16 protein-coding genes are annotated in these 17556 nt (G+C 74.5%); 10 read left to right on the top strand and 6 right to left on the bottom strand.

Features of this window, described 5'->3' with window-relative positions:
- Positions 1 to 453: 453 nt before the first annotated feature.
- The 3 genes from ACFV2S_RS04175 (at position 454) to ACFV2S_RS04165 (ending at position 4377) form a co-directional block, all read left to right on the top strand.
- Positions 454 to 936: a DUF1772 domain-containing protein gene (locus ACFV2S_RS04175; protein WP_385554048.1), complete on the top strand. Its 483-nt coding sequence runs from the start codon at positions 454 to 456 to the stop codon at positions 934 to 936.
- Between the two features lie 307 nt (positions 937 to 1243).
- Positions 1244 to 2185 (top strand): BTAD domain-containing putative transcriptional regulator, encoded by a 942-nt coding sequence (locus tag ACFV2S_RS04170; RefSeq protein WP_385554046.1) that lies wholly within the window; start codon positions 1244 to 1246, stop codon positions 2183 to 2185.
- A gap of 176 nt (positions 2186 to 2361) precedes the next feature.
- Positions 2362 to 4377: a helix-turn-helix domain-containing protein gene (locus ACFV2S_RS04165; RefSeq protein ID WP_385554044.1), complete on the top strand. Its 2016-nt coding sequence runs from the start codon at positions 2362 to 2364 to the stop codon at positions 4375 to 4377.
- A gap of 3 nt (positions 4378 to 4380) precedes the next feature.
- Here ACFV2S_RS04165 and ACFV2S_RS04160 read toward each other — a convergent pair whose 3' ends face one another.
- The gene (locus ACFV2S_RS04160) at positions 4381 to 5643 is read right to left on the bottom strand and encodes an IS701 family transposase (RefSeq protein WP_385554042.1); all 1263 of its coding nucleotides are present in this window, start codon (positions 5641 to 5643) and stop codon (positions 4381 to 4383) included.
- A 419-nt stretch (positions 5644 to 6062) separates the two neighbouring features.
- Between ACFV2S_RS04160 and crcB (ACFV2S_RS04155) the strand changes: the two genes are divergently transcribed.
- A complete protein-coding gene (crcB, locus tag ACFV2S_RS04155; protein WP_385554040.1) occupies positions 6063 to 6479 on the top strand; it encodes a fluoride efflux transporter CrcB in 417 nt (138 codons plus the stop codon).
- Complete coding sequence (crcB, locus tag ACFV2S_RS04150; RefSeq protein WP_385554038.1) at positions 6476 to 6832, top strand: fluoride efflux transporter CrcB; 357 nt, start codon at positions 6476 to 6478, stop codon at positions 6830 to 6832. Before crcB (ACFV2S_RS04155) ends, crcB (ACFV2S_RS04150) begins: the two co-directional genes overlap by 4 nt.
- Before the next feature lie 9 nt (positions 6833 to 6841).
- Here crcB (ACFV2S_RS04150) and pucL read toward each other — a convergent pair whose 3' ends face one another.
- Complete coding sequence (gene pucL / locus ACFV2S_RS04145) at positions 6842 to 7759, bottom strand: factor-independent urate hydroxylase (protein WP_385554036.1); 918 nt, start codon at positions 7757 to 7759, stop codon at positions 6842 to 6844.
- Between the two features lie 240 nt (positions 7760 to 7999).
- Entirely contained in the window at positions 8000 to 9145 is a 1146-nt protein-coding gene (locus ACFV2S_RS04140; protein ID WP_385554034.1) for a winged helix DNA-binding domain-containing protein, read from the bottom strand.
- Between the two features lie 52 nt (positions 9146 to 9197).
- Here ACFV2S_RS04140 and ACFV2S_RS04135 point away from each other — a divergent pair, with 52 nt between their 5' ends.
- From ACFV2S_RS04135 to ACFV2S_RS04125, 3 genes are all read left to right on the top strand, one after another.
- Positions 9198 to 9350, top strand: a complete 153-nt coding sequence (locus ACFV2S_RS04135) for a hypothetical protein (protein WP_385554032.1) — start codon at positions 9198 to 9200, stop codon at positions 9348 to 9350.
- An 80-nt stretch (positions 9351 to 9430) separates the two neighbouring features.
- On the top strand, positions 9431 to 10297 hold the full coding sequence (locus ACFV2S_RS04130) for a hypothetical protein (protein WP_385554031.1): 867 nt from the start codon (positions 9431 to 9433) through the stop codon (positions 10295 to 10297).
- A 141-nt stretch (positions 10298 to 10438) separates the two neighbouring features.
- Positions 10439 to 11779 carry an esterase-like activity of phytase family protein gene (locus tag ACFV2S_RS04125; protein WP_385554029.1) on the top strand — a complete coding sequence of 447 codons (1341 nt, stop codon included), beginning with the start codon at positions 10439 to 10441 and terminating at the stop codon, positions 11777 to 11779.
- Positions 11780 to 11801: 22 nt separating this feature from the next.
- Here ACFV2S_RS04125 and ACFV2S_RS04120 read toward each other — a convergent pair whose 3' ends face one another.
- Positions 11802 to 13460, bottom strand: a complete 1659-nt coding sequence (locus tag ACFV2S_RS04120) for an IucA/IucC family protein (protein WP_385554027.1) — start codon at positions 13458 to 13460, stop codon at positions 11802 to 11804.
- Here ACFV2S_RS04120 and ACFV2S_RS04115 point away from each other — a divergent pair.
- A complete protein-coding gene (locus ACFV2S_RS04115) occupies positions 13459 to 15240 on the top strand; it encodes an IucA/IucC family protein (protein ID WP_385554025.1) in 1782 nt (593 codons plus the stop codon). The genes ACFV2S_RS04120 and ACFV2S_RS04115 overlap by 2 nt on opposite strands.
- Here the strand turns inward: ACFV2S_RS04115 and ACFV2S_RS04110 are convergent.
- The gene (locus ACFV2S_RS04110; RefSeq protein ID WP_385554024.1) at positions 15219 to 15674 is read right to left on the bottom strand and encodes a cupin domain-containing protein; all 456 of its coding nucleotides are present in this window, start codon (positions 15672 to 15674) and stop codon (positions 15219 to 15221) included. The genes ACFV2S_RS04115 and ACFV2S_RS04110 overlap by 22 nt on opposite strands.
- A gap of 129 nt (positions 15675 to 15803) precedes the next feature.
- Between ACFV2S_RS04110 and ACFV2S_RS04105 the strand changes: the two genes are divergently transcribed.
- The gene (locus ACFV2S_RS04105; RefSeq protein WP_385554022.1) at positions 15804 to 16691 is read left to right on the top strand and encodes a LysR substrate-binding domain-containing protein; all 888 of its coding nucleotides are present in this window, start codon (positions 15804 to 15806) and stop codon (positions 16689 to 16691) included.
- On the opposite strand, the gene ACFV2S_RS04100 is transcribed toward ACFV2S_RS04105, so the two are convergent.
- Entirely contained in the window at positions 16609 to 17502 is an 894-nt protein-coding gene (locus tag ACFV2S_RS04100; RefSeq protein ID WP_385554020.1) for a PhzF family phenazine biosynthesis protein, read from the bottom strand. The genes ACFV2S_RS04105 and ACFV2S_RS04100 overlap by 83 nt on opposite strands.
- Positions 17503 to 17556 lie beyond the last annotated feature (54 nt).

The following is a 17556-nucleotide window of genomic DNA, read 5'->3' as shown; positions in this document are numbered from 1 at the left end:
ACACAGCCACACCGCCGCCCCACACCGACTCGCCGTCCCCCTCACCCTCGAGACGCGGGCGTGCGCGGCACTCCCCGGCCCCCCCCCGCCCCCCCCCCCCCCCCCCGCCCCGGACCGGCCGCCCGGCGGGCCGCTGTCCCTCGGCCGCGGCCCGGTTCATCGCCGAACGGGCGAGCATCACGGAGCCCGCGCTCTCTGCCACCGCTGACCACCCCCGCGCGATCGATGTCCACTCCATGTACGCATGTGACTGCACACGGTGACAACCCCTGTTGAGAAGGATGGCGAATCCATGCCACGCCACTTCACCCCCGTCGCCGGCGCCGCACCGGGTTCCCTCCGCAACTCGTCCGCCCGCTCCCCGCGGGCCCCTCGCCCGTCACACGCGCAAGTGGCCTACGCGGACGGGGAGATGAGGGGGAAGCGCGCGACGTCCGAGGGCAGAATGGCCGCATGGCCACCCTGCTGCTCGCCCTCGCCGTCGGATGCACCGGGCTCTACGCCGGTTTCATGCTGATCTTCCGGGCCGGGATCATGCCCGCGCTCGCCCGCCTGACGGACCCGGAGTTCGTCACGGCGATGCGCCGGATCAACGAGTACGTGCCGAGGCCCGTGTTCCTCGCGGTCTTCCTCGGTGTCGTCGCCTTCCCCGCCGCCGCGTTCCTCGTCCCCCAGGACGGGCGCACGGACACCCAGAAGTGGCTGGTCCTCGCGGGGCTCGTCTGCGCGGTCCTCAACCACCTCGTGACCGTCGGCGGCAACGTCCCGCTCAACAACGCCCTGGCGTCCTCGGAGCGGGCGCCGGCGGGCGACCCGGCGGGCGACGCCTCCGCGGTCCGGGCCGCCTTCGAGGGCCGCTGGAACGGTCTCCACCGCGTCCGCACGGCCCTGATCACCGTCGCGTTCGGGCTGCTCACCGCCGCCGCCGTGCTCTAGCGGCCCCGGAGAACCGACCCCCCTGCCGGTTTCTGGCGTGATCTCGCGGGTGTGAACCCCCTCGGCACCCGCGAGGAGGCCTCGAAAGCGTACCCCCGAGTCCGGAAACAGCTTTCCGTGTACACAAGTTCTGCGCCACTGACGGAAACGTGACGTGAAAATTTCCGGACAAACGGGGTGAAGCACCACGATATCCGGGACCGTCATTCCGTACCCTCCGGTTTCTTATTGACATGCCTACGGGGGTCTTTTCTAATCATCGAGAGTCATCCCGCGCGCAGACACCGCACAGGCATGAGGGGGCAAGGTGGACGTCCGGATTCTGGGGGGACTGTCGGTACGTGAGAACGGGGTGTCGATCACCCCGACGGCGGCCGCACCCCGGCAGCTGCTCGCCCTGCTCACGGCCAGCGCCGACCAGGTCGTCCCCGTGACGGTCCTGACGGAGGAGCTGTGGCCGTCCGGCGCGCCGCGCGGCGCCCGCGCCGAACTGCAGGCGCACATAGCCGAGCTGCGGTCCCTCATCGCGGGCGCCCTGCGCGACACCGCCCCGGCGGAGCCGCGCCCCGGCTGGTCGGACCGGCGCAGCGCCGACGCGATACTCGTCTCCCAGCCCGGCGGCTACCGGCTCGACACCGGCGGCGGCGTCAACGACGTCTGGCAGTTCGAGCGCGCGGCCGGCGCCGGATACCGGGCCATGGAGGCCGGCGACCTGTCCCGGGCCGCGCTCCGCCTCGGCGAGGCGCTCGCCCTGTGGCGCGGCGAACCCTACGCGGGAGTCGCCGCCGGACCCCGGCTCCGCAGGGAGGTCGAACGCCTCGAAACCTCCCGGCTCAGCGTCCTCGACCAGTGGATGGAGGCCCAGCTGGGCCTCGGCCGGCACGCCGAACTCGTCTCCGAACTCACCGGACTCGTCGCCCGCTACCGCGCCAACGAGCCCCTCCACGCCCACCTCATGGTCGCCCTCCTCCGCTGCGGACAGCACGACGAGGCCCTCGTCGTGTACGAGCGGCTGCGCGTGCACCTCAAGGGCGAGAGCGGCATGGAACCCTCGGCGCGGCTCCGCCGCCTCCAGCGCTCGGTCCTGGCCGTGCGCGACACGGCCGGACGGCCCGTGTACGCCCCGCGGATCCCCACGCAGCACGTCCCCACCCAGCACGTCCCGGCCGCGTACGTCCCCGCCCAGTACGGCACCGCGCGGTACGGTCCCGCGCGCGAGCGGCTCGTTCCGGCGGGCTCCGTCGGCTGACCTCCGGCGGTCCTCCGGCCGCCGTACGGCTGCCGACCGACGGAGTGACCGCCCGTCACGGGGAATGAAGTGCGGCAACTCACCGTTGACCGACTCCCGAAGCCGAATTATTTTCGGCGAGCAGTACGGGTTTCCTCCGAGGTGCCCGATTTCGCTCGACTACGGGGGCAGGGGCCATGACGATGGACGGCGCGGACGGAGCCGGTGGTGGCGACGCGCTGCTCACGGTCCTCGAACTGCTCGCCCGGCAGGCTCCGCCCGCCCAGCTCGACGCACTTCTCGAAGAGGCCCGCGGGGACGGACTGAGCGGTGCGGAACTCCACCGCCTGGAGCGGGCCGTGGGACTGGCCGGCGAGGTCCACGCCGGCCGCGCGTGCGAGGCCCGCCGCGACGCCGCGCTGACCGCCCTCACCGACACCACCCGCGACCTCACGCTCTCCTACGACCTCGACAGTCTGCTCCGCGTCATCACCCGGCGCGCCCGGCGCCTCCTCGGACTCGACCTGGCGTACGTGACCCTGCGCGGCCCGCACGGCGCCTGCTACGTCCACACCACCGAGGGCTCCCGCGCCGCGACCGGACCGGGACCACGTCTCACCCCCGGCCTCCGGATCGCCGAGGGGTACGGACTCGGCGGCGCCGTCCAGCTCCACGGCGAAGCCGTCTGGACCGCCGACTACCTCGCCGACGAGCGCTTCGCCCCCTCCGGCTCCCTCGACGCGGGCGTCCACGCCCCCGCCTTCGACGAGATCGCGGAGTCCGCGCTGCGCGCCGAGGGCCTCCACGCCATCGTGGCCGCCCCGCTGCGCAGCGGAGACACCGTCATCGGTGCCCTCCACGGCGCCGACCGGCGGGTCCGCCACCACACCTCCGAGGAGATCGCGCTCCTCTCGGGACTCGCCGACCTCGCCGCCCTCGCCGTCGAGAAGGCCGGTCTCCTCGACCGCACCCGCGCCGAGGTCTCCGAACTGGAGCGGGACAGCTCCCGGGTGCGCACCAGCCTGACCCGGATGCGGCACGTCAGCGAGGCCCACGGCCGCATCATGAACCTCGTCCTCGCCGGCGGCGACCTGTGCAACGTGGCCAAGGCGGCCGCCGACGCCCTCGACGCGACCGTGCTGATCCGCGACCCCGGCGGCCGGCCCCTCGCCACCGCCGGAGACATCCCCGGCCTCGACGAGGAGGCGGTCGCCAAGGCCTCCCTCGACGCCCACGCCCGCCGCCGTCCGGTCCTCGCCACCGACGACACCTGGGTCGCGCCCGTCATCGCGGGCTCCGAGGACCTCGGCGGCCTCGTCGTCCGCGCCGCCGGAAGCCTCACCGGCGAGGACGAACGCCTCCTCGAACTCGCCGCGCAGTCCGTCGCCTTCCTGCTCCTGATGCGCCGTTCCACCGCCGTCGCCGAGGGGCCCGTCCGCGACGAGCTCCTCGACGACCTGATCGCCGACCCGCCGCACGCCCCGCAGCAGATCGCCCAGCGTGCCCGCCGCCTCGGCGTCGACCTGGGCAGGCCCCACGTCCTCGTGCTCGCCCGGCCCGAGGGCGGCGAGCAGGGCCGCGCGGTCGTCTGGGCGTCCTCGTACGCGTACCGCCTCTCCGGCCTCAAGACCGTGCAGGGCGGCTGCATCGTGCTGCTGCTCCCCGGCATAGACGCCTCGGCCGCCGCCAAGGCCGTCGCCGCCGAGCTGTCCCCGCTGCTCGGGCACCCGGTGTCGGTGGCCGCCGCCGGACCCGCGCAGAGCCCGGACGGCGTCGGACGGATCCACCAGGAGGCCGGGCGCTGCCTGGACGCGATGAGCGCGCTCGGCGGCACCGGCTCCGCCGCCTCCGCGCAGGACCTCGGCTTCCTGGGGCTGCTGCTCTCCGACGACAACGACGTCGACGGGTTCGTCGAGGCCGCGATCGGACCCGTACTGGACTACGACGCCGAGCGGTTCACCGACCTCACCCACACCCTGGAGGCGTACTTCGCCTCGGGCGGCAGCCCCACGAACGCGGCCGAGGCGCTCCACGTCCACCCCAACACGGTCTCCCGCCGCCTGGAACGGATCGGCGAACTCCTCGGCCCCGAATGGCAGAAGCCCGGACAGGTCCTGGAGGTCCAGCTGGCGCTGCGTCTCCAGCGCACCCGGGAGGTCCTCGCCCGCGGACGCGCGACGGCGGGTCCCGCGGGACCCGCCGGACCCGCGTGAGCGTCAGCTCGCCGAGCGCCCCGAGACATAGCCCGTCTCGTACGCCGCGTCCCAGCCGCCGGCCATGACCGTCGCCGCGTGGGCCGCCGAGGCCAGCGTGATGTGACGGTGCCAGCCGCGGAACGAACGGCCCACGAAGTCCCGCAGGCCCGAGCCCTCGCCGACCTCGGCGAAGTCCCGCTCCACCCGGCGGGCCAGCTTCGTGATCCGCAGCAGCGAACCCACCGGAGAGCCCGTCAGATCGCTGATCCACACCCGGGCCGGGGCCCGGCGCGGGTCGTCCCACTCGCCGAGCAGCACCAGCGGACGCATCCGCTCCCCGCCCGGCGCGGGCAGGGCCACCCGCACGGCCGTCGCCAGCGAGGTCCGCGAGGTCCGGGCCCCCGCCACCGTGTCCACCCAGCTCACGGGCCTGCGCAGGCCCTTGAGCGACTCCAGTATCTGCACGGCGGACAGCGGACCCGCCCCGAAGCCCGGCAGCGAACGGTCGGCGATCGCGAGCCGGGAGCCCGGGTTGATCCGGGCCACGACCGGCACGCCCGCCCCGGCGAGCCGGGTCAGGGCCGCCCGCCCCGCGCCGCCCCGGATGTCGAGGAGCACCGGCTTGCGGGTGACGTCGGACCAGCGGGCGGTATCGAGCGCCGCCGCGACCGCGCACTCCTCCAGCGTCTCCTCGCCGGCCTCCTGGGGAACCTCCGCGCGGTCGCGCCGCGTCCGGTCGTTCACCCAGGGATCCGGCAGGAACAGCCGCCAGTTGACCGGCACGCTCAGCTCGTCGCTCGCGAACCACACGCCGAAGGCCTGCTGACCGTGGAAGACCTGCCCGCGCTCCGGGTCGAAGCGCCGGTCCACGCCGACCGAGTGCTCCCCGGCCTTCGGGATGGGCATCGGACGCACCACCCACGCCTGCGGGCAGCCGTTCCGCTCCAGGTACCGGGCGAGCGACGCCCGCATGGGCTGCCAGTCCCAGGTGGAGCTGGAGACGAAGTGGTGCAGGCTCTGCTCGGCCGCCGGCCCGCCGATCTGCGCGGCGATGTTCCGGATCGACTTGCGGCCCTGCGCCGTGAGCAGACCGTGCAGGTACTGCTCGGCCTTCAGGCGCTGGTCGCGCCGCGGGAAGCCGGAGAACAGCGCGGCACACAGCTCGGCGTAGACGTCCTCGCGCGAGTCGGCCGCGCCGCCGGAGGACCTGACGACGCCGAGGGGCACGGCCGGGGAGACGGCCCCGGTGGCGGCCCTGCGCTTTGTTGCGACGGATGTACTCACGACACTCCTGCCCGAAGGTTGAGCAGCTCCCTCCCGCTGCTGCACCAGCCTCGCCCGGACCCGCCCGCCGGGAGGAGGTGTACCCGGCACCCGAATCGGCCGCCGGATGGTGGCCAGGCCACCTCCCCTCGTGTCGCCGCAGGTCAGAGCCTCGTCGTCGCTGCTGCGGAGATCCGTCATGACCCCCCGACATGGCCGTCCGGAATGCCCCGGAGGTCCTCCGGTCATACCCCGAGGGGGGATCTGACAGACTCGCCGGCCCCGCTTTGACCCGTCGCACGGAGTGGCCGGACCATCGCAGAGCGAGGCTGCACGGGCCGGACCCCGGTTAATGCCCCAGGCCGGGGGCCGCGCCTGTGCGCCTCGCCTCGACCCGGCCGCCGTCACGGCGCCCCGGGGGACTCTCGTAATCTGGGCGCATGGGGCTGCGCAAGGAACTGCCGGTCGTCGCGGCGGTCGCCGCCGGCGGCTCCCTCGGCGCGGTCGCGCGCTACGCCGCGTCGCTGGTCTGGCCGACCCCGGACGGCGCCTTCCCCTGGACGGTCCTCACGGTCAACGCGACCGGCTGCGCCGTGCTCGGCGTCCTCATGGTCCTCCTCACCGAGACCACGACCGCCCCCCACCCGCTGCTCCGGCCCTTCCTCGGCACCGGCGTCTGCGGCGGGTTCACCACCTTCTCGACGTACGCCCTCGACACCCAGCGCCTGCTGAGCGCCGGCGACCCGACGCGGGGCCTGCTCTATCTGGGCGGGACGCTGCTCACCGCCCTCGCCGCCGTCGCGGCGGGCGTCGCCGCCGCCCGGCTGCTCGTACGGAGCCGGGGGAGGCACGCGTGAACTGGCTGCTCGTCGTGGTGGGGGCCGCCGTCGGCGCGCCCCTGCGCTACCTGACCGACCGCGCGGTCCAGGCCCGCCACGGATCGGTCTTCCCGTGGGGCACCTTCGCCGTCAACGTCGTCGGCTCGTTCGTCCTCGGGCTGCTGACCGGCGTCTCCTCGGCCCAGGCCCACCTGCTGCTCGGCACGGGCCTGTGCGGGGCGCTCACGACGTACTCCACCTTCTCGTACGAGACGTTCCGGCTGTACGAGAACGGGGCGAAGGGCTACGCGGCCCTGAACGTGGCCGGAAGCCTGGCCGCCGGGCTCGCAGCCGTGTGGCTGGGAGTGGAGACGGCGGCCGGGCTCGGCTGACCCACCGGGTCAGGCGGTGATCCAGTCGCTGGTCGCGATCACCGGCTGGACGCCGTCACGGTGGATGGTGCCCTCGATCAGGCCGTACATCCGGTCGGCCGCGAAGTACACCTCGTTGTCGTTCTTCAGCCCGAACGGCTCCAGATCCACCAGGAAGTGGTGCTTGTTCGGCAGGTTGAGCCGGACCTCGTTGACCGTGGAGACGTGGTCCAGGACCCGGTCCGCCATCGCGTGCAGGGTCTGCTGGAGCGAGTAGCTGTACGTCTCCGCGAACGCCTCCAGCATGTGGCGCCGCACCTTCGCGTACGAGGCGTCCCAGTCGTGCCCCGCGTGGGCGGCGGCCGAGGCCGAGTTCGCCCAGCGGGCGGTCACCTTGGTCGCCAGGATGCGGTCGTACGCCTCCTGGAGCGTCGTGTACCTGTCCTTGATGAAGCCGTGGAACTCGGAGTTGGTCGAGTTCATGACGGTCAGTTCCCTCAGGCCCGACAGGACCTGCAGCCCGGTGTTCTCCGAGTACGTGATCTGCGCGGTGCGGACCTCCTGGCCCTTGCGCGCGAAGGAGTGCTGCTCCTTGCGCGAGGGCACCGAGATCCGCTCCCAGGCGTACTCCTCGATCCGGATCTGCGCCTCGTGGATCACGGCCTGCGAGTTCACGAAGTGCCGGGCGAGGAGGATGCCGAAGGCCTCGGGGGAGTCGACGCCGTGCTCCTTGGCGAAGGCGTAGACCGTGTTCTTGGTGGTGTCGGTCGGCAGGCAGTTGCCGTTGTCACCGGTGAGATGGACGTCGCGGTACTCGCCGCGCAGCGCCACCGACACGTTCAGGTCGCGGATCTCGTGCCACGCGCCGTCGCCGCCCTTGCGGGTCACCGTGACGATGCGGTTCTCGGCCTTGCCGTACTGGTTCTGGGCCAGGACGTGCTTGCTCATGTGCTGCTCAGCTCCTGCGGGTACGTGGATACGGATATCCCGTACGCCCGGCGTCCAGCGCCCTCCGTCGTCCTGGAGTCCGCTCCCCGCCGTCCGGCCCGTGAACGGCGGACCGCCCCGGGACTGACGAGCATCCCGGTCCGTAGGTGTTCGGCTCGAAGATAGGTCCGTTCCCGGTGGCTGGCAATGGGGAGGCGCCGACGTACCCGGGCTCGGCGCCGTGCGGGCCCCGGCCGACGGTCAGCAGGGCAGCACGCGGGACTCCGCCGCCGGCAGCCCCTTCACCCACCAGTGGTCGTAGCGGCGGTAGACGTGCGGGTCCCGGGCCGCGAGCAACCGCCCGAGCGAGGCGGCCTCGACGCCGACGGCCTCCCAGTCGGCGGGGGACAGCGGGTGGAAGGCCGAGACCTCGATCCCGCCCCCGACCGGTCGCCACACCCCGGCCACGTACCCGTCGACGAGCAGCGTCGGGAGCGTGTCGCCGTTCACGCGGATGACGTGCCGGCGGTACTCGGGCGGGATCACCCGGCTCCGGTCCGCGTAGGCCAGCAGGACGCTGTCCCACATCGCGAGGAGCCGGGGCGGCACGCTCAGGTCCCCGTCGGCCCGGGGCGCCCCGGGCAGGTCGTACAGCACCGTCCCGTCGGGCCCCTGCAGACGCTCCAGTTCGCCCTCCAGGGTCTGCACCGCCGCGCGGACCAGGCCGCGCGGGGCCGTCGTGAACTGCGCCATGTCCGGTACGGAAGCGGGCCCGAAGCCCTCCAGATAGCGCCGGACCAGGACGGCCAGTCCGGCGGCGGACGCCTCCGGGTCGCGGAGCACCGGCGGTTCGGCCGCCGTGACGAAGGCCTGCGCGGTGCCGAAGGACCACGGCGGGCCCGTCGGCGCGTGCCACAGCGGCGCGTACTGCCGCACCATCCGCCACACGACGGCCTCCACCGGCCCGCCCCGGACCTTCTCGATGTGCTCCCGCAGCTCGGCCCCGGTCCGCGCGCTCGCCGCGTACTCCAGGAGACCCGGCAGCAGCGCGTCGGCGTCGGCGGCGGTGAACCCCGCCTTCGTGAACCGGGGATCGTGCAGCCGCGAGCCGCGCAGCGTCGGCTCCATGCCCTCCCGGAAGGCCCGGTAGTCCTCCGCGCGCACCAGGTGCAGCGTGAGCCGCATCAGCGTCGACCTGACCAACTCGAAGGCGCCCAGGGCCTCGTCGAGGTCCGCCGGCTCGAAGCCCGCGATCCGGTTCCACAGCGCCACGTAGGGCGAACCGGGGTGCTGCGCCTGGAGGCCCACCACCCGCCGCACCGCCTCCGCGACGCCCACCGGCTCCCGCTCCAGGAGCAACTGCCGGTGCAGCGTCTTGCGGTTGAGGGCGCGCGCGGTGATGACCATGACGCGATTCTGCCTCCCCGGCGCCCCGGACACGCACCGTAGGGTCGTGGCCATGTGGAGACGGAGCAAGCGGCCCGAAGCCCGACGGCGCACCCCGGCCGCACGGATCACCGCCGCGCTCACCGAGAACATGCCGAACGCCGGAGACTTCGGCCACGAGGTCCCCGGTGCCCACCAGCGGCCCGAGGGGAGGTACGCGCCGTAGGGGGTGTCCGACGCCGCCGGTTCACCCCGGCCACGTCCGTGGGTCACCCCGTCCTCACCCGGGCTCGTGAGCATCGGGGCATGAGCCTCCTGTCCCGTGTCACGCGCCCGGCCGTCGTCGGCCCGGCCGTCGCCCTCGCCGTCGGCGTCGCCCTCCTCGCCCCGTCCTCGCCGGCGTACGCCGCGGGCAACGCCGTCCCCACGTACGAGGTGAAGATCAACCTGACCGCGGCGGCCCTCGACGCGGGCTCCGCGCCGAGCGCGGCGGTCAAGTCGGCCTTCGGCATCACCGGTTCCGCGAAGGCCCGCTCGTACAGCTACTACGACACCGACGCGCTCGCGCTCGACGCGCAGGGCTGGAGCGTCCGCCTCCGCCACAAGAGCGGCTCGTCGTTCGAGGAGACGTACAAGAAGCGCTTCCCCGTGACGAACGGCGACATCGACGCCGCGCTCACCACGGCCAACGCGGCCGGCTTCGACAGCGGCGACACCAACTACGACGCCGAGGTCGACTGGGGCTACGCCAAGCAGACCCTCAGCTTCTCCAACGAGAAGTCGCACAGCGCCGGCGGCTACTCCGGCACCGCCCTGCCGACGAGCACCACCGGCCGCACCTGGCTCGTCAACGACATCCCCGGCAAGCTCCAGGACTGGAAGTCCACCGGCTGGGGCAAGACCACCCTCCAGGCCTCCCGCGCCCACGGACCCGTCACCGCCCAGGTGTACGGCGGCGCCTGGGGCCCCTCCGACGACGCGAGCATCGAGGTGCTGCCCGTCGTCGGCGCCAACGGCACGGGCACCGAGTACGTCGTCGAGCTGTCCTTCAAGACCGACTCGTACGCCGACGCGGCCGACCTGCACGCCGACGCGATCTCCGTCGCCGAGGCCAACGGCTGGCTGTACCACGGCGACATCCTCAAGACGCAGCTCATCCTCGACCGGTACTAGGGAATCGGCGGGCCGGTGACGGACCGCGCGTTCACCCAGGACTCGCCCCGATGTCGCCAACACGTCGCCCCGTGTTGCGCGCAGGACTGGACCATGAGGCCGCCCTCACCGGCGACTTTCCATGTACTCCAGGGAGTTCAGATGAATCCGCGCCTCCTGCGCCGGCCCGCCCTCGTCGTCCTGCCGCTGTCCGCCGCCCTCGCGTGCTCGGTGGTCGTGGGCACGGCCGACGCCACCCCGGCGCACCACGGCGGCCCCGCCGCCCGGGTCGTCTCCACCTCGACCCTGCCCGACCTCCCGCTCGCCGCCTTCAGCAACGCCCTGCTGCCGGGCAGCGTCGCCGACGACCGGGGCGTCGACCTCGGCGGCATCGGCAGCGACCTCTACCCGGCCGAGCGGCGCGGCGAGTACTGGACCGTCACCGACCGCGGCCCCAACGGCCAGATAGCCGTCGGCAAGGACAAGCGGCGCACCTTCCCCGTCCCCGGCTTCGACCCGGCCATCGTGAAGATCCGCACCGTCGGCGACCGGATCCAGGTCCTGAGATCCATCCCGCTGACCACCGCCTCCGGCGCCCCCGTGACCGGACTGCCCAACCAGCCCGGCCGCGACGAGGCCCCGTACTCGTACGACGCCTCCACCCCGCTCGCGTACGACCCGAACGGCCTGGACACCGAGGGCCTCGTCCGCGACCGGGACGGCAGCTTCTGGCTCGTCGACGAGTACGGGCCCTCGCTCGTGCACGTCTCCGCCCGGGGCCGGGTCCTCGCCCGCCACGTCCCCCGGGGCCTCGGCCTCACCGGCACCGACTACCCCGTCGTCGAGTCGCTGCCGTCGATCCTCCTCCAGCGCAAGATCAACCGCGGCTTCGAGGGTCTCGCGCTGCTCCCCGACGGCGACCTCGTCCTCGGCCTGCAGAGCCCGCTGCTCAACCCCGACAAGGTGTCCGGCGAGGACTCCCGCAACACCCGGCTGCTGCGCTTCTCGCCCCGCAGGAACCGGGTCACCGCCGAGTACGCCTACCGCTTCGACGCCGTGGGCACCGTCGAGCCCGGCCAGACCAAGACCTCCGAGCTGAAGCTCTCCGCGCTCGTCGCGGTCGGCGGCGACCGCCTCCTCGTGCAGGAGCGCACCGACAAGGCCGCCCGCCTCTACGAGGTCCGCCTGCGCCGCGGCTCCGACATCCTCGGCACCGCCTGGGACACCGCCCAGGGCCCCACCCTGGAGCAGCTCGACGACGCGGCGGCGGCCGAGGTGCCGGTGCTCGACAAGCGCCTGGTCATCGACCTCAACACCGTGCCGGGCGTGCCCGGGAAGATCGAGGGCGTCGCCGTCGAGGGCTCGTCCACCCTCGTCCTGCTCAACGACAACGACTTCGGGATGACGGACGGCCCGGCCGCCTTCGACGCGAACGGCCGTCTCGTCGACAGCGGCGTGGAGACCACCCTCGTCCGGGTGCGGCTGGACCGTCCCGTCCGCTGAGCCCGTCCCGCGGTGCGAGGTCCTACGGGGCCTCGCACAGCGGATTGGCCATCGGTACGTAGCGGGCGTCCGCGCCGTCCACGTCGAGCCAGCGCAGCAGCAGGTTGGTCTTCGCGGGCACGTGCGGCGAGCCGAGCAGCGCCGTGACCTCCGCCGGACCGCCGTGCTCCGCCACGTACCCGGCGAACACCGCCCGCGCCCGGGGCCACAGCTCACCGGCGAGCTCCGGGTGCCGGTCGGTGAGGGCGCCGGCGATCTCGGACAGGTTGTTCGTCACCAGGCAGTACGCGAGCCGCTCCCAGCCGTGGGCCGCGTCGAGCACCGGAGCGGGCCCCCGCGACCGGTGCCGCTCCAGGAGCGCGCGGTGCCGCTCGGCGACGATCCGCACCCCCTCGTGGTCGCGGAAGACCACCCGCGCCGGGAGGCCGCCCGCGTCCACGCCGACGAGGACGTTCTGCAGATGGCACTCCAGGACCAGGCCGTGCTCCCGCCAGGCGTGCAGCACCGGCGGCACCAGCAGGCCGAGGTAGCGGCCCCACCAGTCGAGGGCCCGTTCCGGTGTCAGCCCGTCGACCGGGTTCCCGGGGAAGCCCTCGCCGATGCCCGCCGCGAGCAGCGGCGTCACACCGGGCGGCAGGTGCGGCCGCAGGCCCTCGCGCGCGATCACCGCGAAGCCCTCGAAGGCGTGCTGCCCGCCGAGGTCGGCGGTGCGGTAGCCCCGGTCGGCGAGGAAGGACGCCGTCGGCAGGGCGTCGAAGGCGGGCGCGAGGAGATCGCCGACCGTCCGCAGCCACAGCAGGTCGCGCAGCTCCAGACGGCGGTTCCCGTTGGTGATGCGCACGTCCAGGCTGAACTTGCAGAAGACGTCGGCGTCCGGCAGGTACACCGTGCGGACCGAGGAGGTCGCCACGGCGAGACCCGCCCTCGGCGCACTCGCCCCGAGCCGCAGCAGCCGCCCGTCGCGGAACGCGGGCAGCTCGCGCGCGCGGAGCAGGTCCAGCTCCCAGGGGTGGATCGGGAGGAGCACGTACCCGTCGGGCGCGGGGCCCGAGGCGAGCACGTCGAGCGGGGACAGGTCGCCGTCCTCCGCGACCACGTCGGCCCTGACCCCGAGGAGCTCCAGCGGGAAGCGGGCGTACGCCTCCGGCGCGTACGGCAGCCAGGTCTCCGGGGCGCCCGCCCCGCGCGCCTTGGGCGCCGGGTGGTAGCGGTGCCCGGCGAGCAGCGCCTGCTCCGACCGCAGGTACGGGTCCTCCGACGGGCACGCGGACGCGCGCGCGTCCTGGAGGGCCGCGACGACGTCCCGGCTGTCGGTCATCTCGCCGACGACGGTCCTGTTGGCGACGCCGGTGCGGCGGGTGAGCTCGTCGGCGGTCAGCGCCACGAGGGCGTCGAAGGTCAGCGGGAGCCAGCCGCCGTCGGTCCGGACACAGGGTTCGGTGGGCCGGCGCCCGGCCCGCACCCGCAGCAGCCGGCCGGTCGCCGGGAGCCGGTGGACGGCGTGGTCCGCGTCCGGGCGCGGCGCGGGCCCGGCGACCTCCCGGATCAGGCAGTTGAGGAGGGCGGTGGCCGACAGGGCGTCGGCCCGGCCTCTGGCTTCACTCACGACAGCGCCTTCCACCGGAGCCCCGGCGGGTCGTCCACCGGTAGGGACATCCTGCGCAGGGTAGTGAACCTTCATGCACCCCGCTCCGGATCACGATACGAGCGCCCGACGCGCCCCGCGCGCCCCCGGCCCGGCGCCGGTGCGCACCCCCGCGCCCGCCGCCGGCACGGAGGACGGGTTCGCCGACCGGCTGGCCGACGTGGCTCCCCGGCTCCTCGCCGCCTACCGCCGGGAACTGCCCCCGGCGCGGGCCGCGGTCCTCGGCCGCCTGTGGCGTGCGCTGCTCCACGAACCGCTGCCCGGGGTCACGGCGCGGGACCCGGACGGCGGGCGGGTGGACCTCGCCGACGGCCGGGTCCTGAGCGGGCCGCCCCGGCTCCCGCACGACCTGGTGGTCCCCGGCGAGGACCTGACGGTGCGGCTCGACGGCCGCGTCCACGACCGCCCGGCCGCCCTCCTGGCCGCGCTCGGCCTGCCGGGCGCGACGGCCCTCGTCACCGAACTCGACCACAGCGTGGCCTCCCTGGCGCTGTCCAGGGCGGGGGCGGCGGATACGGAGGGCGGCGGGCGCGCGGGTCCGGATACGGGCGCGGGCGCCGGTGCGCACGGGGCGCCCGGCGACCCCCTCGCCTCCGTCGAGCAGGGCATCGTCGACGGGCACCCCTACCACCCCTGCTGCCGCAGCCGCCCCGGCCTCTCCGTCGCCGAGCAGCTCGCGTACGCGCCCGAGCACCGTCCGGTCGTCCGTCTCGACCTGGTGGCGGTCCCGGCCGCCACGTGCCGTGTCGCGGGGCAGTGGCCGGCGCGGCTGCGGGACGGCGACCGGCTGCTGCTGCCCGTGCACCCCTGGCAGAGCGAGCACGTCCTGCCGGGCCTCGGACACCTCCCGTACGTCACCGGCGCGATCCCCGCCCGGCCGCTGATGAGCGTACGGACCCTCGCCCCGCTCGACGGCGGATCGCACCTGAAGACGGCGCTGACCACGCGGATGACCAGCGCGATCCGCGACATCTCGCCGGGCGGCGTCGAGAACAGCGCGCCCCTCTCGGCCCTGCTGGCGCACGTCGTGGCCGACCTGGCCGGCACGTTCCGGATCACCCGCAACCTCGCCGGCGCCTCCGCGCTCGTCCGCGGCGGGCCCAGCGCCGACCTCGCCGTGCTGCTCCGCGAGTCACCCGCGGCCGCCGCCGGACTGCGCGCGGGGGAGACGATCGTCCCGGTGGCGGCGCTCGCGGCCCGCCCCGCCGGCGACGGACCGCCCCTGATCCGTACGCTCCTGGCGTCCGCCGGCGCACCGGACGCGGGCGCCGACTGGCTGGCGGCCTTCGCCGCCCTCGCGGTCCCGCCGCTCCTGCGCCTCCTCGCCCGGGGCGTGGCGCCCGCCGCCCACGGACAGAACCTCCTGGTGGTGCTCGACGACCACGCCCGCCCCCGCCGGCTCGTCTACCGCGACCTCGCCGACGTCCGGCTGAGCCCGGAGCGCCTCGCCCGGCACGGATACGACGCCGCCCCCGTCGGCGGACGGGTGATCGACGACGACCCGGCGGTGCTCCGCACCCTGCTGTTCGGCCATCTCTTCGGCACCACCTTCGGCACGCTGGTCTCCGCCCTCGCCGACCGGGACCGGACCGCCGGGGCCCGGCTCTGGGCGGCCGTCGCCGCCGCGGCCCACCGCGCGTACGACGACCTTCCCGCGACCCCGGAGAACCGGGCCGACCGCGCGGCCCTCTTCGCCCCGGAGCTCCGGATCAAGGCGCTCACCCTCATGCGGCTGCGGGGGGCGGACCACGACGCGTGGATCCCGGTCGCCAACCCCCTGGCCGGTACGTCGCCTCACAGGAAGTGCACGTCGTAGCGGTCCTGCGCGGCGAGGAGGCCGTCGAAGGTCTCCAGGCCGTGCTGGACGCGGCCGAGCGACCGGAAGTAGCCGAAGCGGTCGATCCCCGGGGTCAGGACCACGAGCAGCTCCGCGGCCGAGCCGGGGGCCGCACCGAAGGAGTGGGGCGTTCCGGGCGGTACGGAGACGAGGCCGCCCGCGCCCACGGTCGTCGTCCCGCCGTCCAGGGTGAAGCGCATGACCCCGTCCAGGACGTAGAACAGCTCGGTCGACAGCGCGTGGAGGTGCGGCCGGGCCCCGGCCGCACCCTCGCCGAGGGAGAGCCGGTTGGCTCCGAGGGCGCCGCCGGTGTGCCGGGCGTCGGCGAGGAGGTGGAAGGCGCCGCCGTGGGGGAGGCCGATCCGCTCGGCCTCCTCGGCGCGCACGATCAGCGCCTTCTGGTGCTCGGACATCGTTCACGGTCCCTTCCGGGTGTCGGATTCGCTGCGTTCCCCATTCGAGCCGGGGAAGAGGGGCCGCACCACAGGCGGTTGCAGACGGCGGAGATCACCGTTCGTGATGAATGCGGGGGAGGAGCCGGGGTGGAGCTGCGGCAGCTGCGGTACTTCGTGACGGTGGCGGAGGAGGGCGGTTTCGGCCGGGCCGCCGAGCGGCTCGGCGTCGTCCAGTCGGCCGTCAGCCAGCAGGTCAGGCGGCTCGAACGCACCTGGGGCGTGGAGCTCTTCGAGCGCACCACCCGGAGCGTGCGCCTCTCCGGTGCCGGTGAGCGCATGCTGCCCGAGGCCCGCGCCGTGCTCGCCGCCGCCGACCGCGCCGCGCGCGTGGCCGTCGACGTCACGGCGGGCGAGGACGGCGTCCTGCGCCTCGGCGGCGTGCACGGTCCGGGGGACAGGATCGACCGGGTCCTGGCCGAACTCTCCGCCGGAGCACCACGGTTACGAGTCCGTCTGCACCGGCTGCCCGTCACCCGACGCCTGGAGGCGGTACGCGACGGGGAGCTGGACGCCGCCCTCGTACGGGCGCTGCCGGACGGGCCGGGGGCCGCTCCCGGGCTCGAAGCGCTGCCGCTGTGGAGCGATCCGCTGTACGCCGCCCTGCCCGCGGACCACCCGCTCGCGGCCGAGCCGGAACTGCGCCCGGAACGGCTGGCGCACCTCCCGCTGAGGCTCGCCCCGCCGGAGCGGAATCCGCCCTTCCATGCCCTGGTCGCCGACGCGTTCCGGGCCGCGGGGGTCCGGCCGGAGGCGGGCCCGCCGTTCACCGACCTGCGGGCGACGCTCACCGCGATCGGTACGGACCGGGAACCCTCGTGGACCCTCTTCTACGAGGTGCGGGGACTGCCGGGGACCCCCAGGGTCGCGGTGCGCCCGCTCACGGGCCTCACCGTCACCACCTCGCTGGCGGTGCGGCCGGGCCCGCCGGGCCCGGCCCTGCGGCACCTGCTGAGGGCCCTCCACGCGGTCGGGTGACCAGGACGTCACCGCCCAGCCGCACCACCGGACCGGACGACCAGGCCCTGAGGGTGGCGGGACTGCCGAGGGAGTCCCCCATGTCGACGTGGACGCGGTCGACGCCCAGCTCGCCGAGGCGGGCGGCGAGGCAGGCCGTGCCGTTGGCGTTGGCGATGTCCTCGGGGACACCGATCGACGGGGCGAACATCCGGGCGGCGACCCGCCCCGAGGGCGACGGCGCCGCGTACACGTAGCAGCCCAGGAGCCCGAGGCGGTCGCAGGCGGCGAGGAGCCGCTCCATGTCGGGGGCGAGGGCGCCGAGCACGGACGGCGAGGCCACCGGGACCAGCAGCCGGGGCCGCCCGACGGAGGCGATCCGGACCCCGGGTCGCCGCGTGTCCGGGCCGATGCCGAGCGCGGGCAGGACGAGCTCGCACGCGCCCGGGTCCGGCCGGCGCAGCTCCACCGCCCCGTACGGGAAGTCGACCTCGGCGTACGGCCCCTTCCGTACGGCCCGGCCGGGGAAGGTGCGGCCCGCGACGCGCAGGATCACCCGGTACGTGTCCGTGTCCGCCCGCGCGGCGAGGTACCCGAGGGCGGCGACCGTCCCGTGCCCGCAGGAGGGCAGCTCCCCCTCGGAGGTGAAGAACCGGAGGGAGAAGACGGGAGGTCCGTCCCGTGCGGGGCCCGGTGAGACGAAGACGGCGTGGGAGGTCCCCGCGACCTCCGGCACCCGTCGCCGCTCGTCGTCGCCGTACGGCCCGTCGTCCATCACGGCCGTGGGGCTGCCCCCGCGGCCGTCCCGCACGCACGCGTGGACGACACTCACGGACGCCCCTTCGAAGAACACCACACGACCTCCCTACCCACGGACGGCCGCGAG

Origin of the sequence: Streptomyces sp. NPDC059695 (assembly GCF_042733785.1) — a bacterium.
Taxonomy (GTDB): Bacteria; Actinomycetota; Actinomycetes; order Streptomycetales; family Streptomycetaceae; genus Streptomyces.
Note: the sequence above shows the minus strand (reverse complement) of the source record. Positions and strands in the feature narration are given on the sequence as shown.